Consider the following 26,828-nt stretch of genomic DNA (forward strand, 5'->3'; position numbering starts at 1 on the left):
CGATCGCCTCGATGATGACGATCTGGCCCTCAAGCGCCGCACGGTCGTCCACGCCCACCTGGGTGACCCCGGCGGACGAGCCCTGGATCGCGCTGATGAGCGTGATCTCCGCCTCTTCGAGGTCGATCTCGTAGAAGCTGAGCGTATTGGAGACCTCGGAGGAGATGGCGAGCAGCGGATTGCCCGTCGGGCTCTCTTCCGCCGTGATGAACCGCAGCCCCTCCGGCCCGAAATCGCCCGGCGTCTGGAGATACTGCTCGAAGACCGGCGCCGCCGGGTTCGTCACGTCATAGACCATGACGCCGCCGACCCGCTCCAGCCCGATGAAGGCGTAGGTCTTGCCGTCGATCTCCCCGAGGACGACCGCCTCCGGCTCCGGCCCCTTGTCGTCGGAGCGGCTGTCGAAGGAGGAGGCGTTCTGGTTGCCGTTGAAATTGCCGGGAACCTGAACCGCCGTGATCTGCTCGAAATCGTCGCCCGAGTCGAAGACGAGGGTTCCGTTCTCGTCGAAGATCGAGAAGGAGCGGGCGCCGAAGCTGTGCAGCACGTCGATGTCGCCGTCGCCGTCCGTATCCCCGTCCACAGTCGAGAAGAGGAGCCGGCCGAGCTGCGTGTTGTCTGCGAGCTGGGCGAGGAGTTCGGCCCCGATATCCGGGTCCACCTCGCCGTTGGCGAGGTTGCCGTCCACCAGCTGCGCGCCCCGCGCCTCGTCCACGCCGCGGGTGTCGCCCTCGTTCGCGGTGAGGAAGTAGCGGACGCCGCCGACCTCGTAGCTGTCCATCCCGTCCGGCTGGAAGATGCCGAAGATGTCGTAATTGGCGATGTTGATCGCGCTATCCTGGTTGGAGGCGTCGAGGCCCTGGTTGACGACCGAATGGTCCTTCAGTCCCAGCGGCAGGATCGAGTCGATGGTGAAGGCGGTCGGGTTCGTGATGTCCTCGATCACGGCCACCGCGTTGTTCTCCTGCAGCGCGATATAGGCCGTGTTCCCGACGATGGTCGCGAATTCCGGCTCGATATCGGCGGCGACGGAGGGGGCGCTCGGATTGATCCGCACGCCCTTCGCCTCCAGCGCCTCCGCCGTGATCGAAGCGTCGGTGAAGCCGAGCGTCGTGACGGTCGAGGCCGAAAGGTCCTCAAGGTTCAGCGCGACGATGGAGACAGAGCCCTCCGGGTTCGGCAGCGCGTCCGGCTCGTTGTCGGAGCCCGCCGACTGGCCCTCGTTCGAGACGACGAGATGCGTGCCCGCCGCGTTGAACTTCACCGCATCGGGAAGCGGGCCGACATCGACCGAACCGAGCAGCTCCAGCGTCTCGGCGGAGAAGAAGAGCACCTGCCCGTTATCGGTGACGACCGCCGCCGGCAGCGCCACAGCGACGATCCCGTTCCGGACGGAGACCGACGTCACGTCGTCCGTCGCGAAGCCGAAATCGGTCGCCGCCAGCGTCGTCTCGACCGTGAGGTTCGAAAGGTCGGAGGCGTCCACCACGATCAGCCCCCCGCCCGAGGTGACGAAGGCCCGGCCCGTCGCCGCGTCGAAGTCCACGATCTCGGCCCCGCCGAGCGTGATCGTGCCGGCGAGGGCGATGGAGAGCTCGTTAAGCGGGTCCGGCGCGCCATCCGGCGTGACGGCCGGGTCGCCCCCCGGCGAGCCCACATCCGCGCCCGAATTGCCCGCCTCGGCCTCGGAGACCCGCCCGGTCCCGACCGGCGTCTCGCCGCCGATTGTGGAGAGCGCCCAGTTCGCGGTGTCGTTGTTGTCAGCGGCGAGGTCGGTCAGGAAGATCGAGCCGTTACCGTCGTCGAGATTGCCGATCGGGTTGTAGTCCACCACGTCGATGACATTTGCGAAGGTCGTCTCGTCGCCCTGATATTCCGCGAAGCTCGACCAGAGGCCGACGATATCGCCGCCATTGTTGAGCGCCAGCGCGGACCAGTTGGTCACGGCGATGAGGTTGAGCCCCGGCCCCCAGGCCGCGAGGAACTCTTCCGCCGTCACGTCGTCCGCGTTGTAGAGCACGGCGGAGGCGCCCGCCTCGATCAGGCCGCCGCCAACATTCGCCGCGCTGTGGAACGCGTTGTTGCCGTCATCGAGAACCCAGCCGGACGTGTCGATGGCTTCGGAGCCGACATTGACGATCTCGATCCACTCCCAATCGTCCTCGGCGGAGGCCGGGTTGTACATGATCTCGGAGATGACGATCTGCGGCCCCTCGATCACCTCCCCGAACACCGCGTCGGCGCGGAAGTTGAGGTTCTGGATTCGCGTGTCTTCGGAGAGCGGCGTGTCCGCCTCGGCGAAGGGCGTATTGAGGAAATTCGCGAGGAGGAATTCGGCGAAGGCGTCCTGCTCGGTGCCGTCATCCGCGAAGGTCGCCTCGCCGCTCCGCACGCCGGCCTCGGCGAGGTTCACGCGGTCCGCGCCGCCGCCCTCGGGGAACGGATAGCCGTCGCCGCCATCCGCGAGGAAACCGAGCGTCACCACGCGGATCGGCGTGTCGGGGGAGACGGTCTCGCCGTCCCGCACCAGTTCGATCAGCACTTCGCCGTCATCGCCGAGGATCGCGGCGTTGACGATGCGGGCGCCGCCCGGAAGGTCCGGATCGAAGGAGAAGGAGACGCCCGCCACCTGCGGGAAGCGGCCCTGCTGGTTCACGCCGCCGTTCTCGTCATAGGTCGAGGCCGCGACGCCGTGCTCCAGCACCGCGCGCAGCTCTTCTCCCGTCAGCGTCACTATGGTGAGGGAGTTGTTGAAGCGGAGCGCGCCGATGATGTCGTTCTGGCTGATCCCGCCTTCCGGCTTGATCACGTTCCCCTCGCCGTCGAGGATTTCCTCGTTCGGGATGCGCACGGCCTCCGTCCCTCCGGCAGGAACGATGATCTGCCCGATATCGTCCCGGATGCCGCCGCCGTTCTTGATGGAGACGAGCACGGAGGCGTCCGCCTTCTTCGCCTCGAAGAGGTTGGCGTCGGCGGTGAGGTTGCCGAGATTGGTCTCTTGCTGCCGCACCTCGGGGCGGAGGCCGGCGAGATAGACGTCGGAGACGCCGAAGACGTTGCCCTCGGTCAACTCGATCTGCGCTCCGATCAGGTCCGCCACCGCCTGGATTTCCGGGTCGATGAGCCCTTCGGCGCCCAGCGCCGCCACGCCCGCATCGTCCGTCGCATAGGCGCCGGATATCTCCGCGTCATAGCTCTCCGCGATGATGTTGCCCTCGGCGTCGAAGTCGATGACGAGGCGGCCGATATACTTGTAGGAGCCGTCGGTGTTCACGATCAGCGTCTGCGTGCCGCCGGCGTTCGTCTCCACAAGCGGATAGACGCCCTGCGCCGTGTCGCCGTCGCGCAGCCGGTCCGTCTCGTCGAGGAGGCGGGTGTTGGAGCCCCCCGCGACGATGATGTCGACGTCCGTAAGGCGCTTGGCCAGCTCCTGCTCGATTGATATCTGCTGCATGTGGGCGAGCAGGATCACCTTGTTCATCGTCGGGTTGGCGGCGAGCAGAGAGTCCACCTCCGCCTGGATGATCGCCGCGAGCGCGTCGATCTGCTCCGGCGTCGGCGCAGAGTCGAAATCCTCCGGAAGCACGCCGAGGAGGCCGGGGCTGGAAATGAAGTCGATGGTCGGCGTCGTGGCGCCGACGACGCCGACCAGCTCGCCGCTCATTTCGAACACGACGGAGGAGGTGACGGTGTTCGGCATCGGCGCGCCGCCGCCCGGAACTTCGAGCGGCGCGAGGCTCGGCTCGGTCGAGAAGTCGAGATTGGAGGAGAGATAGGGGAAGTCCGTCCCCATGAAGTCCGGCACGCCCTCGAAGCTGTAACTCGCCGGCGTCTCCGGCGTCGCAGGGTTTCCGTCGAGGTCGAAGGTCCCGTCGATCAGGTCGGCGATGAAACCCGAGCCGAAATCGAATTCGTGGTTGCCGAATGCGATGGCGTCGAATCCGAGTTCGTTCTGGATGATCATGTCCGCGAGGCCGGCGACGCCGAACACCGCCGCGGAGGCCTGGAAGAAGAGGCCGGGCAGGATCGCGTCGCCCGATGAGAGGCGGAGCGTGTTGTCCGCGATCCCGTCATTCCCGAGGTCCTGCGCCTCGAGCGCGTTCATCACGGCGGAGAGCCGCGGCGCGTCGAATACGGCGCCGGAGGAGGCCTCCTGGTCCGTCACATGGAGAATTTCGAGGGTGAAGGCGGAGACGGCGACTTGCTGCGTAAAGACGACCCCGTCCGTCGGCGAGCCGATCGCCGGCTGGTTTTCGTCATTTCGGGCGTTCGTCGTCGCAACGCCGTCCGTATCCGCTTCGCCGAAATTGTCCGCGTCGGAAGAGAAGTCGCCCGGGCCGACCTCGTAACTCTGGCCGCCATCTCCCTCGGCGTCCGGATAAGCTTCGAGGTCGATCAGGTCACCCGCATCCACCCCGTCGCCTTCGTCATCAAGGAAGAGCGCGACCGCGTCGCCGCCCTGCCCGAGCCCGGCGCCGGCATAGGTCCCGACCTGGCCAAGCTCGATCACCGCGCCCCAGATTGCGCGGAATTCGTCCGCGCTCGCGTCGTCCACGAATACGACGCTCTCGCCCGGCGCGATCTCGGTCACGCCCATCAGCATGTCGGCGTCGCCCGGCGCCGCGCTCTCGTCGTCGAAGAAGAGCGCGCCGTCCGCGATGGTCCAGGCGACCGTGCCGAAATTCGTCACCTCGAACCAGTCCTCGGTCAGGTTCGCGCCCGGCTCGTTGCCCGGCCAGATTTCCGTGATCTGAAGGTCGAAGGTCCCCGGCGCCGCAAAGGTCTGGCCCGTGTTCACTGCGCCCGGGGTCTCGGCCTGGCTCGGCTGGAAGGTGAAGTCCGCCGCCTCGGTTCCCGTCCCCGCCCGCTGGAGCGAGAAGCCGACGGGCGAATTGGAGGCTTCGGAGACGCCGACATCGGTGGAGGTCATCCCGTCCGCCGGGCCGCCGACCGCCGTGAACGCGCCTTCATAGGAGAGGAACTCGATCACCGCTCCCGCGTCGTCGACCAGCGCGAAGCCGTCCGGCGCGCCGTTCTGGATGGCCGCGCGCGGAAAGGCGAGCGCGCCGAAGCCGTTGGACAGGTTCGGGATCTCGCCCGAAAGCATGAATGTGTCGTAGGCTGATCCATTCGAGCCGTTGTAGAGCACGATGCTCCAGCCCGTCAGGTCCGTCCCCGCCGGGCCCGCGACCTCGATGAACTCGCCGGCGTCCGCGCCGTCATTGTCGTAGTGAAACTCGTTGATGAAGGCGTTCATGGAGGGGCCCCGTACGTTGGAATCAAGTCGGGCGACACAGCCCGAGACGGTCGGCAAATTCGCCGCGCTCCTTAACTATTGGTTCACCATGACGTGACGCTTTCGTGACGGCGCGCGAAGGCTTCCCCTCCCCTGCGGCATGGCCAGGCTCGCGCTGTGAACCGCCCGACGGCGACCTTCGCCCTTCATCTCGGCGCGCACAAAACGGGCACGAGCCATCTTCAGGCCACGCCCGTGCCCGAACGCCCGGTCTCTTGTCGCCTCAGGCTTGCTCACTCCGCCGATGGCGACAGTGCGGAGCGAGGCGACAAGCCATGTCTGCGCCGAGCCGCACCGGGCGCGCATGGCTCCGCGCCCTCGCCGCCGTATGGTGCGCCGGGCGGCGGCTCTCAGTTTATGGCCAGCAGCGACCGCGCCGCCGCCTGAAGGATGTCCTGCGCCATGCGAGTTCGCACCGCCACACGCCGCCCTCTCGGGGCTCGCCCAAATTCTCCTGCAGCCAGTCGCGCGCCGCTTACGAAACGGGGCCCGGTATCGTCACCGTGCCGTGATCGTCGATCCGGATGTGTCGCCAGCCCTTGGTCATGCGAATGACGATCGCCGACGCTCCCGCTTCGAGCCAGCGCGGGGCGAAAGCTTCTGAACGGACCATCGGAGGACTTCGGCGTGAGCCGCGCCATTGGCAAGGCGCGTCGGAGCTGCCGCTCGCCCCCTCCAACCTTTCGATCAAGTTCCGGAAGTTGGAGACGCCCCGGGCCCCGCCGCGCCGCGTCAGCACGCCCCTCCGCAACGATCCCCCGGAGGGTGGTGGCGCCCGCAGCCCCGATCTCGGTCAGCACCGGCGCGAGATCCCGCACGAAGGCGCCGGCGTTGCGGGAGACGGCCATGCGGAGGAGCGTTCCGCCCTTGCCGGCGGGGTGAAGGGCTGCGGCTCCGTCCGGGTTCCCGAGCTTAACGCCACGGGCCTTGGCGACTGCCAGCGCCTCGCGGGTGCGCCGGGAGATGAGGTCGCGCTCGGCCTCGGCGACGAGCGCCATGATCCCTACACTGAGATCGTTCGCCGCCGGCATGTCGCAGGCAGTGGACTACCATGCGCCGTTCGATCTCCTCGAGGCGAAGCCTCAGCCAGTCCCCGCTGTGATTGTGGACGATGGCCTCGCTGCGAATGGCTGCTCCCAGCCCTTTCTCTCGGTTCCCTGCGGCCGCCGATCGTCAGCCGCCTTGTCCGGAGCCCAGGAAGACCACGTTACGCGGCGCCTCCCCGCGCCCGATCCGCGCGCAGTTTTCGGCCACGAACCGCCAGCGTCGCTGGTGCATCTCCTCGGTCGATGCGCTGCGGTGGCCGGAGAGAATGACGTTGTCCAAATCCTGAAACGGGCGCTTGGAGGGCCACACGTCTTCGCCGCCAGGCTGCGGGTAGGCGTACCAGACGTCCAGGACCGCGCCGCCGATCCGCCGCTCGGAGAGCGCCGACCAAAGCGCATCCTCGTCCACGATCCGCCCGCGCGCCACGTTGATCAGAACGCCGGTCGGCTTCATCAGCGCGAGGCGCTCCGCGTTGATCAGTCCGATCGTCTCCTCGTTCATGTCGCAGGCAATCAGGACGAAATCCGCCTCCGCCAGCAGCTCGTCGAGCCGGTCGTTCTGGCCGAGCCAGTCCAGCTCCGGCGGGCGCGGAGCCGCGCTTCGGCGCACGCCCACGCAGCGCATGCCGAACGCCTTGGCGCGATGCGCGGTCTCGCGCCCTATATGGCCGTATCCGACGATGCCGAGCGTTCGCCCGCGAAGCTCGCCATGCGAGGGCGCGCGCCCGGTTGCATGGCCGCCCCAGCCCGAACTCCGGAACTCTTCGTCGAGCCGCCGCAGCCCGATCACCCATTCGAGCATCCCGGCGAGCACGTATTCCGCGATGGCGGTTTCATGTTCGAAGGTGTTGGCGACGGGCACGCCGGCGGGCATCCTTTCGGGCGACGTGAAGTCGTAACCGGCCCAGGGAATCTGAAACAGTCTCAGCTTCGGCGTCGCCGGCCACGGGACCGGGATCGCTCCGCCGACGATGACGTCGGCCTCTTGCGCGAGCGGCGCAAAGACAGCGACTTCATCCGTATCCGGATTCCACACGCGAACCTTCCAGCCCTCGGGAGCGTATCGGCGCATCAGATCGGCTTTAGGGGCGGCGATCCGTCCCTGGACGAGTACGGTGGGCATTTCTGATCCTGCGTATGGGTGACGGTGCGCGGGCTCATCAAACAGCTGCCCATGCAGGCGAGCCGCCGGCAATGGCGGGCTGGCTGTGCCGCCGAAATGATGCGAACGAAACGGACGGCGTATACGATTGCACTATGAAGCCGCTCCGGCAACCCTGTCGCGACCAAGATGAATCAGCTCTCGTCCCGGAACGTGCTCTGCGCCCAGTCCATGAACCGGACGATCTTGCGTTCGCGCCGCCGACCTGGCGCGCAGATCGCCGTGTAGGTCCCTGCGGCGCCAGGCAGGATCACGTCGGGACGAAGCTGGACTAGCAACCCGCGCTCAAGCGCGTCGCCTACCAACGCGCTGCTCATCAGCGCGACGCCGTGTCCCGCGATGGCCGCCTGCAAGACAAAGAGCTCCTCTTCGTAGCGCAGAAGCCTTACGCCCTGCCGCGGCGCGTCGCCACTCGCCGCAAACCAGGCGCCCCACGTGACATTGGCCAGCACCGGCCGCTGCCAGCCGGTCTCGATCAGCGTGTCGGCGCCCTGCGGCCCCCCTTCGAACCGGTCCGGCGCGGCGTAGGCGCCGAAACGCTCGGTGATCAGAGGCACGACATGGTCGCCCTGTGGCGCTTCCGCGGAATAGCGGATCGCCACGTCGACCCGTCGGTCGCGTCGCAGATCCACTAGATCTGCGCCGGTCTCGACGCGCACACGCAGTCCGGGCCACATCGCCTGGAAGGCAGGCAGGCGCGGCATGAGACGGAGGGCGGCGAACGCTGCGGTGGTCGTGATCGTAAGGCTCTGCTCGGCCTCAACGACCTCCTCCAGCGCCGTTCGCATCGCGAGGAGGCCCTCATGCACCGCGGGCGAGAGCCGGGCGCCAGCCTCCGTCAGGTCGACTGCGCGCGTGCGGCGCACGAAGAGCGGCGTGTCCAGCATGTCTTCGAGCGCGCGGATTTGATGCGAGACCGCGGTCGGGGTCACGCCAAGCTCCGCAGCGGCTTCCTTGAAGCTGCCGAGACGCGCGGCGGCCTCGAAGGTTCGAAGGGCGGCGGGCGAGGGTATGCGCGCGAACATGACTCAACATGGATCAATCCTCTTCATCTGTCAGTCAGAATTTCTCCTTTGTCTCGTGACCCGTCCTTTTCCATCTCTTCCAGCAAGGCTCGGCGATGGAACCGTTTGGTCTGGTAGCCAGCCTCGTGGCGGGAGCAAGCCCGGCACGGAAAGGAAACTGACGGAAGAAGAGAGCGCATCCATGAGCAACCATTCCAGACGCGCTCTGGCAGTCACCGCCGCCAGCCTGCGCGCCGCGGCCTGAGAGGGAGAAGTCCAATGACGACCATTCTGCGGATCGACGCCAGCCCGCGGCGGGAGCGTTCGCTCACCCGGCGACTGGCAGACCGCTTCATCGAAACATGGCTGACGGCGCGCCCCGGCGACCGGGTGATCGCCCGCGACGTCGGTCTCGAACCGCCGCCGGCAGTGAGCGAGGCATGGATCGCCGCGGCCTTCACGCCCGAGGCGGAGCGGGACGGGGCGCAACGCGCGCTGCTCGCGCTATCTGACACTTTGATCGACGAGCTGGCGGCGGCGGATGTGATCCTGATGGCGGCGCCGATGCATAACTATGGCATGCCGGCGGCGCTCAAGGCATGGATCGACCAGATCGTGCGGATAGACCGGACCTTCACCTTCGATCTCGACCGAGGAGACTGGCCGCTCGAGCCGGTGATGGGAGACAAGACGCTGGTGCTGCTGACGGCCAGCGGCGAGTTCGGCTTTGCCCCCGGAGGCGTCCGCGAGGGTTGGAATCATCTCGACCCGCATATCCGGACGGTCGCCCACTATCTGGGCGTCAGCGACACACACCACCTGGCGATCGAGTACCAGGAGTTCCGCGATGATCGGCACGAGGCCTCGGTCAAGGCGGCTCACGACGCGGTTCCCGGCCTGGTCGATCGCCTGACCCGGCGCGACATGACTAACTTGCGCGCCGGAGAGTGAGAAAGCAGGCAGATCACCATGGCCGCTCGGCTCGTGTATCGATGTGTCGGCAAGGGTTCTTCGAGGCGCGGCGCGTCATAGACTGCCCGCTGCGTCGCTTTCGACGTCGCGTGAAGGCTCAGATGGCCGGCGCTCCTGGTCGAGTAGAAGCACCGGTAGTTCCTGCAACAGGTTTGCGTTGCTCACGGCACAGGGCCGACGCTCGTTCACTGCGCAGCGAACGTCTGAACCGCGATACCGGACTTGGCGGCGTCACGAAGCGAGCGACGTTCGGGGCCGCCGCCCTGGCTGGGCCGCCCCCTTTGTCTCGGCCATTCGGAGCGTCTGCACGACAATGAAGGCCAAGGAGGCCGGCTCTCAGCGGCAGGGCCCGAACTATATTGCCCGCGACGCTCCCAATTCCGGGAACGTCCCCACGCCGCCATGGGCCGCAGACCAGCCCATCGGGTTGGCCAGGAAGGCCTCAACGGCGACCCGGTCACGGGGCGGAAAGTGGCCCTTTGCCGTCGCGATGCGCAGGATGTCGGCCCAGGTCGCGAGCGAATGGATGCGGATCCCGTTCTCCTTCAGCATTGCATCCGTCTGTGGGAAGATGCCGTAGTTGAAGACGACGAACGCGTTCTCCACGATCAAGCCGCCTTTCCGCATCGCCTCGCAGAACCGCACCTTGCTGCGGCCATCGGTCGTGAGGTCTTCCACGAGTAGAACACGTGCGCCCGGGGCGTATTCGCCTTCGATCTGCGCGTCGCGGCCAAGGCCACGGGGCTTCTTGCGCACGTATTGCAGCGGCAGCATCAGCCGGTCAGCGAGCCAGGCCGCGAAAGGGATGCCCGCCGTCTCGCCTCCGGCGACCGCGTCGAGCTGCTCGAAGCCGATCTCTCGCAGGATGACGGAGGCTGCAAACTCCATAAGCGTCATCCGCATGCGGGGGTAGGAGATGAGCTTGCGGCAGTCGATGTAGACCGGGCTCGCCCAGCCGGACGTGAAGCGGAAGGGCGTGTCGGTGCGGACCTGGACTGCACCAACCTCGAGCAGCATGCGCGCAGTCAGGTCGGCGATCGTGGCGCGGTCCGGAAAGTCGGTCATCCGGACGTCCCGGCCAGCGCCTCGGCCGCGCGGCGAAGCACGCGGGCGCCGATGAGCATGTCGTCTATGTCCATGTCCTCGTCCGGGTTGTGGGAGCCGTTCTCGTTCCGCACGAAGAGCATTCCCGAAGGAACGCCGGCAAGCTGGAAGATCGCCGCGTCATGGCCTGCGCCGCTCGGAACCGTCTCGGTCGGCATGTCCTCGGCCGCGCAGGCGGCGGCGAGGGCCGCCGTCACCTCCGCGTCGAGCATCGCCCCGGGGGAGTGAACCGGCGCGTCAAAGACGAAACGCACGCCGCGGTCCCGCGCGATATCGGCGCACTCGGCGTGAAGCAGGCCCTCGACGGCCTTGATGGTCGCCGCGTTCTGGCTGCGAGCCTCGAAGCTGAAGGTGGTCTCTCCCGGGATGCGCGACATCGCGTTGTGGGACGCATCGGTGTGGATGACGCCGGCGGTCAGCACGAGGTCGCCGCCCTGCTGTTCGATCTCGGACCAGTGGTCATCCATCCGTATGAGCAGGTCCGCCGTCGCCATCACCGCATCGCGGCGGAGCCAGCGAGGGACGGCGCCGGAATGTCCTGCTTCGCCCAGGCAGCGGATCTCGCGGTGGCGGACGTTGCCGCGGATGCCGGTGACGGTGGCGACGGGCCAGCCGCGCGCAAGCAGCAGGGGACCCTGCTCGATGTGAAGTTCGAGGAAGAAGGCCATGTGGGACGCATCCGCCAGCGGTTCGCCGCGTGCGACGCGGGACGTGTCGACGCCGCAGGACGACATGGCATCGGCGAGCGGAACGCCGTCGAGGACGCTGCGCGCGGCGAGGGCGCCGGGAACGAGGCGGCCGAACATCGCGAGCGAGCCGGTATAGGCATGGCCGAAGATCGCGCTTTCCTCGCCGCGCATGGCGATCGCGCGGACGGGCAGAACGGTCTCAACCCCATCGCGGTCGAGTGAGATCAACGCCAGCATCGCCGCGACCGTGCCCGCGAGGCCGTCAAAATTGCCTCCCTGGGGAACGGAATCCACGTGGCTGCCGACAAGGCCATGACGCGCGTGGTGGTCTGTATCGTCCGCGCGGGACATGATGAGCCCGCCGGCCGCATCGAGCCGGGTGCAGAGGCCGTGTCGGCGGGCGACCATTCCGAGGTAGTCTAGAACCGCCGTTTCCACCGGCGACCATGCGGGACGCGAGACGCCGCGCACGTCGGGCGAGAGCGCCCTGACATGATCGAAGATTTCCAGCGCAAGGGCGCGCCCCTCCCCGCCGAGGACGTCGCCGCGCGCGCTGGCGAGAAGGGTGCGTGCGGGCATGAGGTCAGGAGACGACCGGCGGCAGGGCGTCCGCGAAGCCGAGACGGCGCGCGAGCGAAATCGCCATTTCCCATTCCTCGTCCCGGACCTCGACGCCCTCTGCAAGCCAAGCCGCCTTGCGGGCCTGCGCGCCGCCGCCCGGCATCCGCACGGCCCTGAAGCCCTGCGCGGGGGGAGAGGAGGTGAGCGTCGCCACCATCCGTTCGGCGGCGGCATGGAAGGCGGCGGGCTCCTGGAAATGGGCGATCGAGATCGCGATGAAGGTCTGTGAATAGTAGGCTGCGCGGTCGCGTGTATCGGCCACCTTCGGCGCCTCGGTCTGCGGCGTCGCCCCCCAACTGCGCTCGCCGCTGAGAAGGGCGGCCAGCATCTCCACGATCAGCAGCATCCCGAAGCCCTTCGGGCCTGCGGGCAGGAGCGCCCCCTTCATGGGGCTTTCGCGATCCATCGGGTTCAGGATGACGTCGCGCGGCTGGTCGGTGTAGCGCCCGGCCGTATCGACGAGCCACGCGCCGTCGAGCCTGCACCCGTCGCGTGCGGCGAGGACGACGTTTCCCATGGAATAGGCGCTGGTCGCCATGTCTATCACGATGGGGTCCGCCGCCCCGGCCGGGACGGCGACCGAGAACGGGTTCGTGCAGAACTGCACCTCCGTCCCGCCCCAGGGCGCGACGAGAAGCGGGCCGGTGCTCATCGCGATGCCGATCATGTCGTGCGGCACGGCGCGGAGCGCGAAGCTCGCCACCATTCCGCAATCGCCCGAGTTGCGCGTGGTGACCATGCCGATTCCGGTATCGCGGGCCTTGCTGATCGCGAGGTCCATCGCGCGGGCGGAGATCACGTGGCCGGAGCCGCCATTGCCGTCGACGACCGCCGTGCCGGGGCTGTCCTCGATGATGGCGAAGGGCGCGCCGAAGCGGGCGACGCCTGCGCCGAAGAGTTCGTCCATGTAGCCCACGAGACCCAAGCCCTGCGTCTGGTGGGCGCGCAGGTCGGCGTCGAGCAGGCTGTCCGCAAAGAGGCGCGCCTCGTCATCGGCGGCGCCGTGGGCGCGGGCGAGCCCGTCGTAAAGCGCGTGAAGGGTGGGCGCGGGGATGCGCATGGTCCGCTCCGGCAAGGATTGTCATCGTCAAGAATTGAGCGGGCGCAGCCACGGAAAAATCATTAATGAAGTCGTGGGAAGTTTGATCGAAACCAAAGTTTCGGCGCGGCGGATCGCAGACGGCCCGTGCAAACCTGTGGAGAGGAGCGGCGACGGCGAATGCAGCCTCCGGACCCGCCGGGATGTTTGACGCCTGTCAAAGTGAGGGGCTCACCATTACACATGTTCCCTGCTTGCCGGCCCTTCCAAATAGACCCTGCAGGAGTGCCGTTTGCGCCTCGCGAAACGGAGGGATTCGAGATGACCAGATTCGACCGCATCGAAGCGCTGGACGACCTCCGGGCGAATGTCGCCGTTCCGTTCCGGCGCGCCCGCGCGATGCCGCGCAGCGTCTATACCTCGCCCGAGTTCATGGCGCTCGAGATCGAGCGGATCTTCGCGCGCGAATGGCTCTGCGCGGGACGAGCGTCTGCGCTCGCGGCTCCTGGCGACTACCTCACGATGGAGATTGCAGGCTACCCGATCATTGTGCTCCGTGATCGCGAGGGCGGCCTGCGCGCGCTTTCGAACGTGTGTCTGCACCGCATGTCCACGCTGCTTGAAGGTCAGGGCCACATCCGCGCCATCAGTTGCCCCTATCATGCGTGGTCCTACAACCTCGACGGCAGCTTGCGCGGGGCGCCGGGGATGGCGGCGAACGAAGACTTCTGCAAGGCCGACTACCGCCTGCCGGCGTTCCGTTGCGAGGAGTGGCTGGGCTGGATCATGGTGACCGTGAACCCGGACGCCCCGCCGGTGGCCGAGCAGTTGTCGGAACTCGGATCGCTCGTGAAGCACTACGGGATGGAAAACTACGTCGAGTCCTTCCGCGAGACGCTGACGTGGAACACCAACTGGAAGGTGCTGGCGGAGAACTTCATGGAAAGCTACCATGTGCCGGTCTGCCACAACGGCACCATCGGGCCACAGGTATCGCTTGACGAGGTGGAGTGCGTGCCGGGGACCGCCACCTTCAACTACCATTGCGCGCTGAAGAGCGAGGACCAGTACCTCGCCCTCGCCCATCCGAGCAATACGCGCCTGTCGGGGGATGACCGGCGGCGGACCTATATCATCAGCGTTTATCCCGGCCTCTTCATCTCGCTGTCGCCGGGCTACTTCTGGTACCTGTCGCTCTACCCCCGCGCGCCGGGCGAGGTGGACGTGATCTACGGCGGCGGTCTTGCCCCCGAGTTCATGGAGGACCCCGACGCGCCCATGCATTTTGCCGCGCTCAAGGCCCTGATCGACGAGGTCAACGCCGAGGACAAGGGGTGCACGGAGCGGGTGTTCAAGGGGCTGATGGGCGCCGTCGCAGGATCCGGGCACCTGTCCCACCTCGAACTGCCGAACTACGAATTCGCGCAGTACATCCTGTCTAAGGTCGACGCCTGAGCGCTGACTGCTTCATCGGAAGCGGCGGCTCTTCGGTCAGCGCGGCCGCGTTCACCTCGGCGAGAATGAGCGGGACAAGCGTCGCGGCCGCGGTGGACAGGTCGAGTGAGCGGGGCAGCACCAGCGCGTGGTGCGAGACCTGTTCGAGTTCCGGCGCCGCAATCGCCCAGAGGTCGCCCGCCTCTTCCCAGGGCCGGGCGAGGTGGTCGGGGACCAGCCCGATATAGGTTCCCGTCAGCACGAGTGTCAGCATCGCCTCCATGTTGTTGGCGGTCGCGCGCACGTTCATGTCAAGAAACCGCTCCTCGTCGGCGCGGCCGAGATGGCTGCGCAGGACGAAGGGATGCAGTGCGAGCGCGGTTCGGGAGATCGCGCCCTCGCGCCCGAAAAGCGGATGATCCCGGCCGCAATACAGCCGGTGGCGTTCAATGAAGAGCCGGTGGAAGTCGAGCCCCGCCACGGGCCGCACGAAGGGGCTGATCGCTGCGTGAAGATCGTGGGCAAGCACCCGGCGCTCGAGTTCGGAGCGTTCGTTGACAAGCAGCTGCATCTCCACCTCGTTGTCGAGCCTGTTGAACTTCCTCAGCGCCTCGGTAAGCGGGCTGTGGGGATGGGTGATGAGCGAATCGACGATGCCGAGGCGGATCTTTCCGGTGAGGCGCTTGCGCAGGGACAGGATGCTGTCGAAGTGGTCGTCCATCGTGTTCAGCATCCGTTTGGCCTGCTGGTAGGTCAGATACCCACGGTCGGTCAGTGCGAATCCCGCCCGGCCGCGCTGGCACAGGCGGAAGCCGAGCCGCTTTTCCAGTTCGGTCATGTGAAGCGAAATCGTCGAGGTCGAGGTGTCCAGTACGCTTTGTGCTGCGGAAAGCCCCCCGGCTTCCACGACTGCCCGAAAAACGCGCAGCAGGCGGATGTCCACGTCGGCAAGACGGCCCATTTGTCACCAAACTTCTGATTCTGCCAAAGTAAGGTGCGCCAAAGTCCAGCTGGAATGAAGCAGAATTCCGCGCCTAACTCGCTGACAAGCGAAAGGAAACAGCGATGTCGCGGACTTGGCGGGTCATTCCGGGCGACGCGCACGGCTTTGACGACGGGCCGGGCGCGCGGGCTTCGATCGGGGTGATCGGACTGTCGGTGGACCGCGCGAGCGTGCTGGACTGCGGCGCCTTCCTCGCACCGTTTCCCGGAAGCGACCTGTTCGTGACCCGCGTGCCGATGAGTCCCGTCTGCACGCCGACCACGCTGGCCGAAATGGCGGACCACCTCGCGGCCGCGGCGGCGCTTCTCGTCCCCGAAAGCCCACTGCATGCCGTGGCCTTCGCCTGCACGTCTGGGCTTGTCGCGATCGGGGCCGAACGCGTTCACCGCGCCATCGCGGCGGGGCGCCCCGGCGTGCCGGTCGTCACTCCGCTCGAGGCGGCTGCCAAGGGTCTCGAACGCCTTGGCGCTCGGCGGCTGTCTATCCTCGCGCCCTATCACGAGGACGCCTGCAACCTGATCGCGGGGCATTTCGAGACAGCGGGTTTCACGCTCGACCGCTGCACGACCTTCGATCTCGACGGCGACCTTCAGATGAACCGTCTGTCGGGCGCCGCGCTAAAGGCGGGGGCGGCGCAGGCGCTGCACCCCGAAAGCGACGCGCTCTTCATCTCGTGCACAGGGCTGCGCACCAGCGGGATCATCGCGGCGCTGGAGGACGCGCTTGGCGTCCCGGTCGTAACCAGCAACCAGGCCATCGTATGGGACTGCCTGCGCCATGCGGGCGAGCGGGAACTTGCGCGCGGCGAGGGGCGGCTCTTCGGGCTCGCTGCATGAACGCGGCGGGCGACCTCCTTATCCGGGGCGGGCGAGTGCTCGACCTCGACGGCGACGTGGACCGTCCGCAGGTTGCGGATGTGCTGATCCGGGGCGGGCGCATCACGGACGTGCGCGCCGACATTTCCGTCGACGCCGGGACGCCAGCCATCGACGCGACGGGGCATCTGGTGATCCCGGGCCTGGTGAACGCCCACTATCATTCGCACGACGTGCTCCTGCGCGGGCTGTTCGAGCAGATGCCCCTCGATGTCTGGGGCATGTATAGCGGACCCGGCAACTACCCGGCGGCGAGCGCCGCCGACGTGCGGCTGCGGACGCTTCTGGGCGCGGCGGATTGCTTGGTGAACGGGATCACCACCGTGCAGGACATGGTGACGGTCACAGGCGCGCTTGGCGAACAGGTCGACGCCGTGCTGGCGGGATACGCAGACGCAGGCATCCGGGTTTCGCTCGGCCTGCAGATCGCTGACCGGGTTGCGGCCGAAACGGTGCCCTACTGGGACGAAATCGGCGGCGCCGTCGGCGCCCGGCTGCGCCAGCCGGTCGATGTGAGCGCGCTCAGGGCCCTGATTGAGGCGACGATCGAGACGCGGCCGGACGACAGGATCACATGGGCGCTTGCGCCATCCGCGCCGCAACGGGCCTCTGACGAGCTTCTCGACTGGGTCGCGGGACTTGCGCGGGAACAAGACATTCAGGTCTTCACCCATCTCTACGAGGCGCGAAATCAGGCCGTCATGGCTCGGATCAGGACGGCGGAGGGGTCTCTTGTGTCGCGGCTCGACCGCTTCGGGCTTCTGTCCCGGCGACTGACCATCGCGCATGGCGTCTGGATCGACGACGACGAGGTCGCCCGCTTCGGCGCTGCGGGCGCGAATCTTGCCTGCAATCCCGCGAGCAACCTCAAGCTCCTGAATGGTTTCGCACCGGTCCGGCGCTATGCCGACAGCGGCGCCGGACTGGCGCTTGGCTGCGACAACTGCAGCGGCAACGACGTGCAGAGCCTTTTCCAGTCGATGAAGCTCTTCGCACTCTACTGGGGAATGCAATCCGACGCTGGCGAGACGGGAGCGGCGCGGCGCGCCTTTCACGCGGCGACGTTGGGGGGCGCGCGGGCGCTGGGACTCGAAGGTGAGGTGGGGGCGCTCCGGCCTGGGTTCCGGGGAGACGCGGTTCTTCTCGAGCTTTCCGGGCCGTCCTATCGGCCGCTCCATTCGGCGCTGCGGCAGGTGGTCTATGCAGAGACCGGCCAGGCGATCCGCGCGGTCGTGGTGAACGGGCGGATCGTCGTCCGCAACGGTGAACTCGCACGACATCGCTCCGATGCGCTGCGCGACGCGGCGGAGGAGGTGCGCGCGCGCATGGCGCCCGCGATCCGCGATGTAACCCTCCGCAACGCGGAACTGCTCGAGCCGCTTCTCGCGGCCTATCGCCGGGCCGAAGGTTATCCGCTGCCCATCGATCGCTACCGCCTTCCGCGGCCTGGCTACAGCGCCATGGCATGCGGGTGTCGCCATGACTGAACTGCGCGTGTCGGGATGGGAGCCGGGGACCGCCGAAACGCCGAAGGCTGCCGCCGCCTATGTCGAGTTCCGTTCGGTCCTGAAGTCCTTCGGCGCGGCCACGGTCCTGAAGGACTTCAGCCTCACGGTGCCGAAGGGCCAGCGCCTCGCGCTCATTGGGCCGAGCGGGTCGGGCAAGACGACGATCCTTCGCATCCTCATGACGCTCGAGACGATCCAGGGCGGGTCGGTCTGGATCGGCGGCGCGCCGCTGTTCCACGAGGCGCGCGGCGACGCGCTCATCCCGGCGTCCGAGACCTACCAGAGGCGACAGCGGCGGCATCTGGGCATGGTGTTCCAGAGCTTCAACCTGTTCCCGCATCTGTCGGTGATCGAGAACATCGCCCAGCCGCAGCGGCTGAACCTGAAGCGCTCCCGTGCGGAAGCCGAGGCGCGGGCGATGGAGCTTCTCGATTCCGTCGGGCTGGCGCACAAGGCGCGGGCCTGGCCCGACGAGCTGTCGGGCGGGCAGAAGCAGCGCGTGGCCATCGCCCGGACGCTCGCGATGGACCCCGACATCCTGCTGTTTGACGAGATCACCTCGGCGCTCGACCCCGAACTGGTCGACGAAGTGCTGAGCGTCCTGCGCGGACTGTCGAACCGCACCGACCTCACCATGCTCCTCGTCACGCACGAGATGGGCTTCGCGCGCGAGTTCGCCGACCGGGTGATCTTCATGGAGGCGGGGCAGATCGTGGAGGACGCCACGCCCGAGACGCTGTTCATCGCCCCTGCGCAGGACCGTACGCGGCAGTTTCTGCGCAAGATCCTGCCGCACACGCGCTGAGGGGCAGGGCATGGAGCGCTTCCTTCCCTACGCGCCTCTCCTCCTCGAAGGGCTGAAAGTCACGCTCGCCATCTACGCCTGCGCCGTGGTGGCGTCGGTGACATTCGCGATCTTCGCGGGCGTGGTGCGCTTTGCGGGGCCCGCCTGGCTGCGCTGGCCCGTGGGCGCTGTGGTGGAATTCCTGCGCGGCACCTCCTGTTTCGTGCAGCTCTTCTGGTGCTTCTACGCGCTGCCGATGCTGGGGGTCACGCTCTCGCCCTTCGTGACGTCGGTCATCGTGCTCGGTCTAAACTCGGGCAGCTTCGGGTCCGAGGTGGTGCGCGGGGCGCTTGAGGCCGTGCCGAAGGGGCAGACCGAGGCGGCGCGGGCGCTCAGCTATTCGCCCTTCCGCATCTTCGTCCACGTGCTTGCGCCGCAGGCGGGCCGCATCGCCATCCGGCCCGCGGCGAACCTGCTCGTCGACCTTCTCAAGCTGACGCCGCTCACTTCGCTCGTGACGGTCTCGGACCTGACGCGCAATGCGATGATCATGCGGACTCAGACGGGGAGCACGCTCGTCACGCTTCTCGTCATCTTCGCGCTCTACTTCCTGCTCGCCTCGCTGATCTATGCCGTGATGAACCGGCTCGAGGCGCGGCTCCATCACAGGCGCGCAGCGCGGCGCGCCGAGACGCCGGTCGGGGCGGCCGCATGAGCTGGAGCAACGAGTTCGCCCTGTCGATCCTGCCGCTGCTGCTCAAGGGCTTCCTGATCACGGTGCAGGCGACGGCGGGGGGCACGGTGCTGGCGCTGCTGCTCGGCCTCGTGCTTGCGCTCTTCGCCTACGCCCCGCAGGCCGCGCTGCGCCAGGGGGCGCAAGCGGTGACCGAGCTTCTCCGCCGCACGCCGCTTCTCGTGCATCTCTACATCCTCTTTTTCGCCTTGCCGGACCTCGGCGTTGTCCTGTCGCCCCTGGCCGCGGGCATCCTCGCGCTCGGGCTTCACACCGGGTCCTACATGTCGGCGGTCTACCAGTCGGGCATCAACGCAGTGCCCGCGGGGCAATGGGAGGCGGCGCGGTCGCTCGGCTATTCGCGGCGTGACATCTGGGTGCGGATCGTGCTCCCGCAGGCCGTGCCGATGATGATCCCCGCGCTCGGCAACTACATCCTGCTGATGTTCAAGGAGAGCGCGATCCTGTCCGTGATCGCCGTTCCCGAGGCGATGCAGACCGCGCTGTCGATCGGCAACAAGACCTACCGCTACCTCGAGGCGGTGACGGTCGTGGGCCTCCTCTACCTCGCCATAAGCCTGCCCGTCGCCGCCGCGCTTCGCGGGCTCGAACGGCGCTACGTCACGCCCTCGCAATGATCCACGCCACCCTCAGATGACATCAGCCAAGGAGTCTCCCATGTCCAGACCGTCCCTCCACACCCGCAGCCTGATCGCGGCAACCCTTCTCGCCACGGTGGCGCTTCCTGCGGCGGCGCAAGGCAAGCTCGACCAGATCAAGGCAGACGGCGTCATCCAGATGGGTGTCGCGCTCGAGCCGCCGTACTCCATTCTCGAACCCGACGGAAAGCTCACCGGAGCCGATCCCGACGTGCTGCGCGCGGTCTTCTCCGAACTCGGCGATGTGGACCTCAAGGCCAACGTCGTCGACTGGGGCGCGCTGATCCCGGGCCTTCTGGCCGGGCGGTTCGATTCCGTCGCCACCGGCCTCTTCATCCGCCCCGAGCGCTGCGAGGCGGTCCTGTTCTCGCAGCCCGTGCTTTGCGCATCGGAAGCCTTCATCGTGCGCGCGGGCAATCCGAACGGCATCACGACCTATGCCGAACTCGCGGCCAGCGGTGTCATGTTCTCCACCGTCGCGGGGGCCGAGGAAAAGCGGGCTCTGGAAGTCGGCGTGCCGCCCGAACGGATCATGGTGGCGCCCGACATCTTTGGCTCGGTGGACCTGCTCAAGAGCGGGCGCGTGGACGTCATCGGGTTCCCGGACGTGACGCTGATCGAGGCGATGAAGTCGCTGCCCGAGGGCGAGTACGATCTTCTGACCGGGCTCGCGGGCGAGCCGATCCAGTGTTCCGCGGCGGCCTTCGCCAAGGGGAACGCGGACCTTCGCGACTTCTTCGACGCGCGCCTCGCGGAGCTTCAGGCGAGCGGCGAGTTCGCCGCGATCCTCACGTCCTACGGCTTCGATCCGACCGTGACCGCGAAGACCGACCGCACCACGCTCTGCGGCGCCGAGAACTGAGCCAGGAGAGGCCCCGGCCCTTTCGGCCGGGGCGCCGCAAGAACGGCGGCCCTCATGACCCGAACCACCCTCGTCCCGCCCGCACGGCTGACGGACTGGGCGCGACGCCTTGTCGCCGCGCCCAGCCCGCAGACGGATCTGTTCGAACGCGAGCCTGCCGTGCAGGGCTTTCTTGCCGGGCCGGTTGTGGAGCTGCTGGATGAGATCGGACTGCCGCACCGGCGGGACGGTATGGGCAGCGTGATCGTGGAGATCGGCCCCGAGGGCGGGCCGTCTCTGATGTTCATGGCCTATGCGATGACGCATCCGGCGAACCGCATGGCGGATCCCTTCGGGGCGACGCTGGTCGATGGCGGAACGCGCCTGCGCGGCCGGGGCGTGGCCGAGCAGAAGGGCGCGCTGGCCGCGGCCCTTGCGGCCGTCGCGGCCATGCAGGACCGCGCACTCGGCGGACGGCTTGTCCTCGCGATCACCAGCGCGGGCGAGACGGGGCGGCACGACGCCGCGGCGTCGGTGCTGGACGTGCTGGGGTTTGTGCCGGACATGACGGTGATCGTCGTGGGCACCTCGGGCCGGCTCGCGCTGGCCAACAAGGGACGGATCGACGTGGAGGTCGCCGTGCGCGGGCGCGCGGCGCATTCCTCGACGCCGTCGGCCGGAATCGACGCGATCGAGGGCGCGCGACGGGTGCTAGACCGTGTGCTGGCGCTCGACATGGGCGCGCGGGCGCATCCGGGCCTTGGACAGGCGACGCTGGCCGCCACGTCGATCCGGTCATGGCCGGAAGCCACCCACACGATCCAGGACGAGGTTCGGCTGGTCTTCGACCGTCGCCTCCTGCCGGGCGATGACCCTGAGGCGGCCTTCGCCGCGATTGCCCGCGCCGCCGACATCGGACCGCCGTGGGAGGTCGACTGCCGGCGGGGGCCGCACATGTTCCCCGCCGAGATCGCCGCCGACGGCAGGTTTGCCCGCGCGGTGACCGCGGGCTGCCTGGCGCGCGGGCTGTCGCCGCCTGCGCCCTTCTACTCGCACGGGGCGCTCGATGCGGGGCTCTTCTGCGCGAAGGGCGCGGAGGCCGCCTTGTGGGGCCCCGGAGAGACGATACTCTGGCACTCGGACGAGGAGAGCATCGCGTTGGCGGACCTGCAGGCCGGGGCGGAGGGCTATCTCGGGCTGATCGAGACGGTGCTGTGCAGTGCGCCCCGCAGGAGTGAATACTGAGATGCCCGATTTCGAACCCTTGCGCCTTGGCCTGATCGGATGCGGCGGCATGGGCTTGCGCCACGCGCTCGCCGTGGCCGACATGCACGCGGCCGGGCGCCGCCCTGTCGAGATCGTGGCCATCTGCGACACCGACGAGGGAAAGCGCGCCCGCGTGGCGGCGCTGCTGTCCGAGCGGACGGGCCGGCAGCCGGCGCAGCACGTCTCTACCGGAACGCTGCTCGACGACCGGAGGGTCGAGGCGGTGGACGTGGTGCTGCCCACCTCGCTTCACCATGCGACGGTGCTCGATGCGCTGTCGGCAGGGATGCACGTGCTGGTGGAGAAACCGCTCGCGCTCACGGTTTCCGCCTGCGACCTGATCGTCGCGGCGGCGGCGCGGGCCGGCAAGGTCGTGGCGAGCTCCGAGAACTACCGCCGCCTGCCGGGCAACCGCGCGCTGGCCGCACTCATCGCTGACGGCGCGCTCGGGCCCCTTGATGCAATGTTCGTCCGCAACTTCGCCCCGCCCGAACCGCCGGTCAAGCGCGGGGAAGCTCCGGTGGAGAGCCCCGGATGGTACCGCGCCCGCACCCATGCAGGCGGCTACCACGCGATGGAGATGGGCGCGCACGAAGCGGACCTGCAGGAGTTCTGGTTCGGTGCGGTCGCATCCGTTTCGGCCGAGATGCGAACCTTCGGGCATTCGGTCTCGCCCGACGTGACCGAGGATCTTCTGACGGCGACCTTCCGGTTTGAAAGCGGGTTCGTCTCGAACATCGCCTTCGCCTCGACCATGCGCGGGTTCGAGATCGCGGACCGACTGCTGATTGGGCAGGCGGCGGTCCTGTCGAGCGCCGCCTGGCACGAATGGCAGAATGGCGCGGTGGCGCGGGCGGACGGGACGCGGCAGTCATCGGACGACCTCGTGGCCGCATGGCTCGGGAGCTTGGCGCCGGACACACGCCAGCGGCTTCTTCCCGAGGGCGTGTGGACGCGGGGACGCGACGGATCCGTCGCAACGGAACCGCTCAGCTATGGCGTGGGCGTGGCGATCCACGACTTCGCGCGGGCGGTCCGGACAGGGACCGCGCCCGAAATCCCGGCCGACCGGGCGCGGCGCGCGGTCGCGCTCTGCTGCGCCATGATGGAAGCCGCGCACGCCGGGGCGCCGGTGCGGATGGAGCAGATCCTGTCGGGCGAGATCCGGGCGGCGCAGGCGGCGCTCAACCAGGCCATCGGGCTTCCTGCATGACGGGAGTGTTGACCGGGCGTCTCGCGATCGTCACGGGCGCCGCGCAGGGAATCGGCGCAGGAATCGTGGCCGCACTCCGCGCAGAGGGCGCAACGGTGACGGGTATCGACCGGCAGCCGACCCCGGACGGCGGGATCGTGTGCGACCTGGCCCGCGGCGACGACATCGTTGGAGCGGTCGCCGCAGCCGTGCGCCGGATGGGGCGCATCGACATCATCGTCAACAACGCCGGCGTCAACGAAAGGCGCGTTCTCGGCGATATCGACGCGGGCCATCTCGACCGCCTGATCGCCGTCAACCTGCGCGCGCCGATCCTCGTGTCGCAAGCGGCGCTGCCGCATATGGGCGAGGGCGGGCGCATCGTAAACGTGGCCTCCGAACTCGCCCATCTCGGACGCGCAGGCGGGTCCGTCTATGCGGCGACCAAGGCGGGGCTGATCGCGCTGACCCGGAGCTGGGCGCGCGAACTGTCGCCGCGCATCCTGGTCAACGCTATCGCCCCGGGGCCGACGGACACACCGCTTCTCGGCTTTGACCGCCTGCCGCCGGAACGGCGGGCCGAAGAGACCGCGAACCCGATGGGCCGCATCGGGACGGTGGCCGAGGTCGCCGCCACCTGCGTATTCCTGTGCGGACCGGGCGGGAACTTTTATACCGGACAGTGCCTTGGCCCGAACGGCGGCGCCGTGATGACGTGAGACGCAGGAGAGACCCATGCGGCGCACCGTGCCTGTTCCCGTAACGCTCGCCACGCCCGAAAGCTTCGCGCCCTACGGGCATGTCCTGGACCCGGCGACGGCGATGCCGGGCTATGTCGGCCCGGGCTATTCCACGACGCGCTTTCCGCTGCAGCTTGGCGGCCTCCCCGACCTCACGCTGCTGCGCCATCCGTTCGACCGGATCGCCTGTCATGCGATGGAGCGACACACGCAGGTGACGGAGTTGCGGGTGCCGCTTGAACCCCGCGCCTCGATCGTGTTCGTCGCGGCCCCCGGCGCGGCGCCGGCGCCAGGGGACGTGCGAGGCTTCCTCGTCGATGGCGCGACGGCCATCCTGATCGCGCGGGAGTGCTGGCATTCGCCGTCCTACCCGCTGGACCCGCGGGGCGCGTCCTTTGTCCTGCTGTCCGACGCCGAGACCGAGGCGGAGCTGGAGACGGCGGGGCAAGGGGCCACGTCCCGCTTTACACATGTCGCCGACTGGGGCGGAGAGGTGGAGTTCATCCCCGATCTTTCCGGGCTCGGCCGGCCCAATGACCGGCTTCGGCCGGCGTGACGAAAGGATCGCCATGGGACGGATCGACCGCAGGCTCGCGGAACTTGGACTGGCGCTGCCGCCGCCATGGACGCCTCAGGGGAACTTCCTGCCGTTCCGGCGGGACGGCGATATCGTCTACCTCGCCGGTCAGACCTGCGAGTGGGCCGGGCGAGTGGTCTGCGCAGGACCCGTGGGCCGCGGCGGGGCCGATGTCGCGGTCGCCCGCGAGGCCGCCAGGGTTTGCGCGCTCAATCTTCTCTTCACGCTCAGGCTGGCGTGCGACGGCGATCTGGACCGGGTCCGGACGGTCCTGCGGCTCGGCGGCTTCGTCAACTGCGTCGCCGGCTTCGACCGGAGCCCCGACGTGGTGGACGGTGCGACAGACGTGTTCCTGGCTGTCTTCGGTGAAGCGGGACGACATGCGAGGACTGCGGTCGGCGTGGCGGGGCTTCCCGGAAACGCCGCCGTGGAAGTCGATGCGATTGTGGCGCTGGAGACCCGGTGAAGGGTCAAGAAGCCGGGTTCCGGTCCGTCCTCCCCTTGTCCTTCGGGCCGCTCACTCCCGGCCCTGGCTTCACCCGTCGACGGGGACAAGGTGCGCGACGGGCGTCTCTCGTTTCGCGGATGACATCGTCGTTGGAAAAACGGACCTTTAGGCTGGACGCAGCGAAAGTCCGCTTTCCGCGCTGTCTGTATGAAGGCAAGAACGGCCGGGAGCCGCCGTTCCAGGCTCCAGCCGCTTTTGCGGCGGCGAGGGTGCAGCGGGCGTGATCGGCCAGGACGGACCTTCCGGGCACTAGGGCGCGCCGACGGGTCCGCGCTCTAGCTACGACGCGTCCGCACAATCAAGACCAGCGGCGCTGCGAGGACGGCGCACACGGCGAAGAACAGAAACGCGTTGATATAGCCGATCATCGTCGCCTGGCGCCCGATCTCTCCCGCGACCCGGCCCACCGCCGCGAGGTCGTCGAGGTCGAGCGCCCCGTCGATGCCGGGCTGGGAGAAAGCCTCGCGGTACGGGGTCACCGCCGCGCTCAGCTCCGACCGGTTGACCGCGGTCTGCCGGATCACCAGCGCCACGGTGATCGAGATGAAGATCGAGCTGCCCATGTTGCGCAGCAGGTGGAAGATGGCCGTGCCGTCGGGCACCAGCGGCTTGGGCAGCGTCGCGAAGGTGACGACGCTGAGCGGGATCCACATCAGCCCGACGCCCAGCCCCTGCAGCGCCGAGGCCCACAGCACCTGCCCGATCGAGACGTCGACGCTGAAGCCCGCCATCAGCCAGCCCGACCAGGCCTGAAGCGCCAGTCCGGTCATCATCGGGATGCGCGGGTCGAGTCCGCCGATCACGAACATCGCCGCGAAGCCGACCAGCGTGCCCGCCCCCCGCGCCGAGAGGATCTGGCCGATGATGCTGTCGGGGAAGCCGGAGACGGTCTGCAGCAGCGTCGGCAGCAGGGTGATGGGCGTGAAGTTCAGCATGCCGAAGATGAAGATCAGCACGGTTCCGACCACGAAGTTTCGGTCGCGGAGCAGCGCCGGGTTCAGGAATGGCGTGCGGGAGATCGCGTTGCGGACCCCGAAGACCCACAGCGCCGAGAGGCACACGGCGAGGTAGATCAGGATCTCCCACGACTCGAGCCAGCCCGCCCGCTCGCCCCGGTCGAGCGCCAGCTGAAGCGCGGTGATCGCGACCGCCAGCGCGCCAAAGCCCGTCCAGTCCAGCTTCGGGTGGCTCTTCGCGTCTCCGGCGGGGATCATCGCCAGCACGCCGACCAGCGCGACGGCGGTGAAGGGCACGAGCATGAAGAAGACCCAGCGCCAGCCGTACGCCTCCGACAGCGCGCCGCCGAGGGCGGGGGCGATGATCGGGCCGAGGATCACGCCCGTGCCCCAGATCGACATCATCTTCTGGCGCTTCTCCTCCGGAAAGGCCTCGATCACGATCGCCTGGCAGAGCGGCACCAGCGGCGCCCCGAAGGCGCCCTGGGCGATGCGGTAGACCACCAGCTCGGGCACCGAGTTCGCGAGCCCGCAGGCGACCGAGGCCGCGCCGAAGCCCATGATGCCCCACACCATCAGCCGCCGCCGCCCCAGCCAGCCGGCCAGCCAGCCGGCGATGGGCGTCACCACCGCGGTGGCGACGATGTTGAAGGTGACGATCCAGGCGATCTGGTCGGGCGTCGAAGAGAGCGAACCCTGCATCTGCGGCAGCGAAACGTTCGCGATGGTCACCGTCATCGCGTAGAGCATCGTCACGAAGGTCAGCGTGCCGAGCAGCATCGCCTGGCGCATCGCCGAGGGCGCCGCGGCCGCCGGCGC

General features: G+C 68.1%; 22 protein-coding genes and 1 pseudogene. 13 read left to right on the forward strand and 10 right to left on the reverse strand.

The window, feature by feature from the left end; genetic code table 11:
• The 5 genes and pseudogenes from ACE37J_RS06235 to ACE37J_RS06255 form a co-directional block, all read right to left on the reverse strand.
• Positions 1 to 5,257 (reverse strand): choice-of-anchor I family protein (locus ACE37J_RS06235; RefSeq protein WP_409708708.1); only part of this gene is annotated, 5,257 nt, incomplete at its 3' end.
• 514 nt (positions 5,258 to 5,771) lie between these two features.
• Positions 5,772 to 5,909, reverse strand: a complete 138-nt coding sequence (locus ACE37J_RS06240) for a hypothetical protein (RefSeq protein ID WP_409709300.1) — start codon at positions 5,907 to 5,909, stop codon at positions 5,772 to 5,774.
• A 352-nt stretch (positions 5,910 to 6,261) separates the two neighbouring features.
• Positions 6,262 to 6,327: pseudogene (locus ACE37J_RS06245) on the reverse strand (resolvase); the annotation flags it as partial.
• A 142-nt stretch (positions 6,328 to 6,469) separates the two neighbouring features.
• Positions 6,470 to 7,537, reverse strand: a complete 1,068-nt coding sequence (locus ACE37J_RS06250) for a 2-hydroxyacid dehydrogenase (RefSeq protein WP_409708711.1) — start codon at positions 7,535 to 7,537, stop codon at positions 6,470 to 6,472.
• A gap of 101 nt (positions 7,538 to 7,638) precedes the next feature.
• A complete protein-coding gene (locus ACE37J_RS06255) occupies positions 7,639 to 8,529 on the reverse strand; it encodes a LysR substrate-binding domain-containing protein (protein ID WP_409708714.1) in 891 nt (296 codons plus the stop codon).
• 258 nt (positions 8,530 to 8,787) lie between these two features.
• On the opposite strand from ACE37J_RS06255, the gene ACE37J_RS06260 reads away from it, so the two are divergent.
• Positions 8,788 to 9,459: an FMN-dependent NADH-azoreductase gene (locus tag ACE37J_RS06260; RefSeq protein ID WP_409708717.1), complete on the forward strand. Its 672-nt coding sequence runs from the start codon at positions 8,788 to 8,790 to the stop codon at positions 9,457 to 9,459.
• Positions 9,460 to 9,834: 375 nt separating this feature from the next.
• Here ACE37J_RS06260 and ACE37J_RS06265 read toward each other — a convergent pair whose 3' ends face one another.
• From ACE37J_RS06265 to ACE37J_RS06275, 3 genes are read right to left on the reverse strand one after another with little or no spacing between them, the layout of a single operon-like run.
• Positions 9,835 to 10,545 carry an orotate phosphoribosyltransferase gene (locus tag ACE37J_RS06265; RefSeq protein ID WP_409708720.1) on the reverse strand — a complete coding sequence of 237 codons (711 nt, stop codon included), beginning with the start codon at positions 10,543 to 10,545 and terminating at the stop codon, positions 9,835 to 9,837.
• Positions 10,542 to 11,852, reverse strand: coding sequence for a hydantoinase/carbamoylase family amidase (locus tag ACE37J_RS06270; RefSeq protein ID WP_409708723.1), 1,311 nt, complete (start codon positions 11,850 to 11,852; stop codon positions 10,542 to 10,544). Before ACE37J_RS06270 ends, ACE37J_RS06265 begins: the two co-directional genes overlap by 4 nt.
• Before the next feature lie 4 nt (positions 11,853 to 11,856).
• Positions 11,857 to 12,954 carry an Ldh family oxidoreductase gene (locus ACE37J_RS06275; protein WP_409708726.1) on the reverse strand — a complete coding sequence of 366 codons (1,098 nt, stop codon included), beginning with the start codon at positions 12,952 to 12,954 and terminating at the stop codon, positions 11,857 to 11,859.
• 300 nt (positions 12,955 to 13,254) lie between these two features.
• Between ACE37J_RS06275 and ACE37J_RS06280 the strand changes: the two genes are divergently transcribed.
• Positions 13,255 to 14,388 (forward strand): aromatic ring-hydroxylating oxygenase subunit alpha, encoded by a 1,134-nt coding sequence (locus tag ACE37J_RS06280; protein ID WP_409708729.1) that lies wholly within the window; start codon positions 13,255 to 13,257, stop codon positions 14,386 to 14,388.
• Here ACE37J_RS06280 and ACE37J_RS06285 read toward each other — a convergent pair.
• A complete protein-coding gene (locus tag ACE37J_RS06285; protein ID WP_409708732.1) occupies positions 14,372 to 15,310 on the reverse strand; it encodes a LysR family transcriptional regulator in 939 nt (312 codons plus the stop codon). The two genes, ACE37J_RS06280 and ACE37J_RS06285, sit on opposite strands and share 17 nt — an antisense overlap.
• Before the next feature lie 122 nt (positions 15,311 to 15,432).
• Between ACE37J_RS06285 and ACE37J_RS06290 the strand changes: the two genes are divergently transcribed.
• From ACE37J_RS06290 to ACE37J_RS06340, 11 genes are read left to right on the forward strand one after another with little or no spacing between them, the layout of a single operon-like run.
• Positions 15,433 to 16,206 (forward strand): aspartate/glutamate racemase family protein, encoded by a 774-nt coding sequence (locus ACE37J_RS06290; RefSeq protein WP_409708735.1) that lies wholly within the window; start codon positions 15,433 to 15,435, stop codon positions 16,204 to 16,206.
• Between the two features lie 35 nt (positions 16,207 to 16,241).
• Entirely contained in the window at positions 16,242 to 17,732 is a 1,491-nt protein-coding gene (locus ACE37J_RS06295; protein WP_409708738.1) for an amidohydrolase family protein, read from the forward strand.
• The gene (ehuA, locus tag ACE37J_RS06300) at positions 17,725 to 18,558 is read left to right on the forward strand and encodes an ectoine/hydroxyectoine ABC transporter ATP-binding protein EhuA (RefSeq protein ID WP_409708741.1); all 834 of its coding nucleotides are present in this window, start codon (positions 17,725 to 17,727) and stop codon (positions 18,556 to 18,558) included. The genes ACE37J_RS06295 and ehuA overlap by 8 nt, the downstream gene beginning before the upstream one ends.
• A 10-nt stretch (positions 18,559 to 18,568) precedes the next feature.
• On the forward strand, positions 18,569 to 19,252 hold the full coding sequence (locus tag ACE37J_RS06305) for an amino acid ABC transporter permease (RefSeq protein WP_409708744.1): 684 nt from the start codon (positions 18,569 to 18,571) through the stop codon (positions 19,250 to 19,252).
• Entirely contained in the window at positions 19,249 to 19,908 is a 660-nt protein-coding gene (ehuD, locus tag ACE37J_RS06310; protein ID WP_409708747.1) for an ectoine/hydroxyectoine ABC transporter permease subunit EhuD, read from the forward strand. The genes ACE37J_RS06305 and ehuD overlap by 4 nt, the downstream gene beginning before the upstream one ends.
• 40 nt (positions 19,909 to 19,948) lie before the next feature.
• Positions 19,949 to 20,791 carry an ectoine/hydroxyectoine ABC transporter substrate-binding protein EhuB gene (ehuB, locus tag ACE37J_RS06315; protein WP_409708750.1) on the forward strand — a complete coding sequence of 281 codons (843 nt, stop codon included), beginning with the start codon at positions 19,949 to 19,951 and terminating at the stop codon, positions 20,789 to 20,791.
• A gap of 54 nt (positions 20,792 to 20,845) precedes the next feature.
• Complete coding sequence (locus tag ACE37J_RS06320; protein ID WP_409708753.1) at positions 20,846 to 22,015, forward strand: M20 family metallopeptidase; 1,170 nt, start codon at positions 20,846 to 20,848, stop codon at positions 22,013 to 22,015.
• Position 22,016: 1 nt separating this feature from the next.
• A complete protein-coding gene (locus ACE37J_RS06325) occupies positions 22,017 to 23,249 on the forward strand; it encodes a Gfo/Idh/MocA family protein (RefSeq protein ID WP_409708756.1) in 1,233 nt (410 codons plus the stop codon).
• Between the two features lie 8 nt (positions 23,250 to 23,257).
• Positions 23,258 to 23,947, forward strand: a complete 690-nt coding sequence (locus ACE37J_RS06330; protein WP_409708759.1) for an SDR family NAD(P)-dependent oxidoreductase — start codon at positions 23,258 to 23,260, stop codon at positions 23,945 to 23,947.
• 16 nt (positions 23,948 to 23,963) lie between these two features.
• Positions 23,964 to 24,524: an ureidoglycolate lyase gene (locus tag ACE37J_RS06335; RefSeq protein WP_409708762.1), complete on the forward strand. Its 561-nt coding sequence runs from the start codon at positions 23,964 to 23,966 to the stop codon at positions 24,522 to 24,524.
• A 13-nt stretch (positions 24,525 to 24,537) separates the two neighbouring features.
• The gene (locus tag ACE37J_RS06340) at positions 24,538 to 25,011 is read left to right on the forward strand and encodes a RidA family protein (protein WP_409708765.1); all 474 of its coding nucleotides are present in this window, start codon (positions 24,538 to 24,540) and stop codon (positions 25,009 to 25,011) included.
• A gap of 317 nt (positions 25,012 to 25,328) precedes the next feature.
• On the opposite strand, the gene ACE37J_RS06345 is transcribed toward ACE37J_RS06340, so the two are convergent.
• Positions 25,329 to 26,801, reverse strand: coding sequence for a DHA2 family efflux MFS transporter permease subunit (locus ACE37J_RS06345; protein WP_409708768.1), 1,473 nt, complete (start codon positions 26,799 to 26,801; stop codon positions 25,329 to 25,331).
• Positions 26,802 to 26,828 lie beyond the last annotated feature (27 nt).

This window comes from Pikeienuella sp. (assembly GCF_046290545.1).
GTDB lineage: Bacteria > Pseudomonadota > Alphaproteobacteria > Rhodobacterales > Rhodobacteraceae > Pikeienuella.

Coding starts and splice junctions, on each gene's coding strand:
- ACE37J_RS06240 (WP_409709300.1), bottom strand. CDS start 5,909: ATGGTCCGTTCAGAAGCTTTCGCCCCGCGCTGGCTCGAAGCGGGAGCG.
- ACE37J_RS06255 (WP_409708714.1), bottom strand. CDS start 8,529: ATGTTCGCGCGCATACCCTCGCCCGCCGCCCTTCGAACCTTCGAGGCC.
- ACE37J_RS06260 (WP_409708717.1), top strand. CDS start 8,788: ATGACGACCATTCTGCGGATCGACGCCAGCCCGCGGCGGGAGCGTTCG.
- ACE37J_RS06265 (WP_409708720.1), bottom strand. CDS start 10,545: ATGACCGACTTTCCGGACCGCGCCACGATCGCCGACCTGACTGCGCGC.
- ACE37J_RS06270 (WP_409708723.1), bottom strand. CDS start 11,852: ATGCCCGCACGCACCCTTCTCGCCAGCGCGCGCGGCGACGTCCTCGGC.
- ACE37J_RS06275 (WP_409708726.1), bottom strand. CDS start 12,954: ATGCGCATCCCCGCGCCCACCCTTCACGCGCTTTACGACGGGCTCGCC.
- ACE37J_RS06280 (WP_409708729.1), top strand. CDS start 13,255: ATGACCAGATTCGACCGCATCGAAGCGCTGGACGACCTCCGGGCGAAT.
- ACE37J_RS06290 (WP_409708735.1), top strand. CDS start 15,433: ATGTCGCGGACTTGGCGGGTCATTCCGGGCGACGCGCACGGCTTTGAC.
- ehuA (WP_409708741.1), top strand. CDS start 17,725: ATGACTGAACTGCGCGTGTCGGGATGGGAGCCGGGGACCGCCGAAACG.
- ACE37J_RS06305 (WP_409708744.1), top strand. CDS start 18,569: ATGGAGCGCTTCCTTCCCTACGCGCCTCTCCTCCTCGAAGGGCTGAAA.
- ehuD (WP_409708747.1), top strand. CDS start 19,249: ATGAGCTGGAGCAACGAGTTCGCCCTGTCGATCCTGCCGCTGCTGCTC.
- ehuB (WP_409708750.1), top strand. CDS start 19,949: ATGTCCAGACCGTCCCTCCACACCCGCAGCCTGATCGCGGCAACCCTT.
- ACE37J_RS06320 (WP_409708753.1), top strand. CDS start 20,846: ATGACCCGAACCACCCTCGTCCCGCCCGCACGGCTGACGGACTGGGCG.
- ACE37J_RS06325 (WP_409708756.1), top strand. CDS start 22,017: ATGCCCGATTTCGAACCCTTGCGCCTTGGCCTGATCGGATGCGGCGGC.
- ACE37J_RS06335 (WP_409708762.1), top strand. CDS start 23,964: ATGCGGCGCACCGTGCCTGTTCCCGTAACGCTCGCCACGCCCGAAAGC.
- ACE37J_RS06340 (WP_409708765.1), top strand. CDS start 24,538: ATGGGACGGATCGACCGCAGGCTCGCGGAACTTGGACTGGCGCTGCCG.
- ACE37J_RS06345 (WP_409708768.1), bottom strand. CDS start 26,801: ATGCGCCAGGCGATGCTGCTCGGCACGCTGACCTTCGTGACGATGCTC.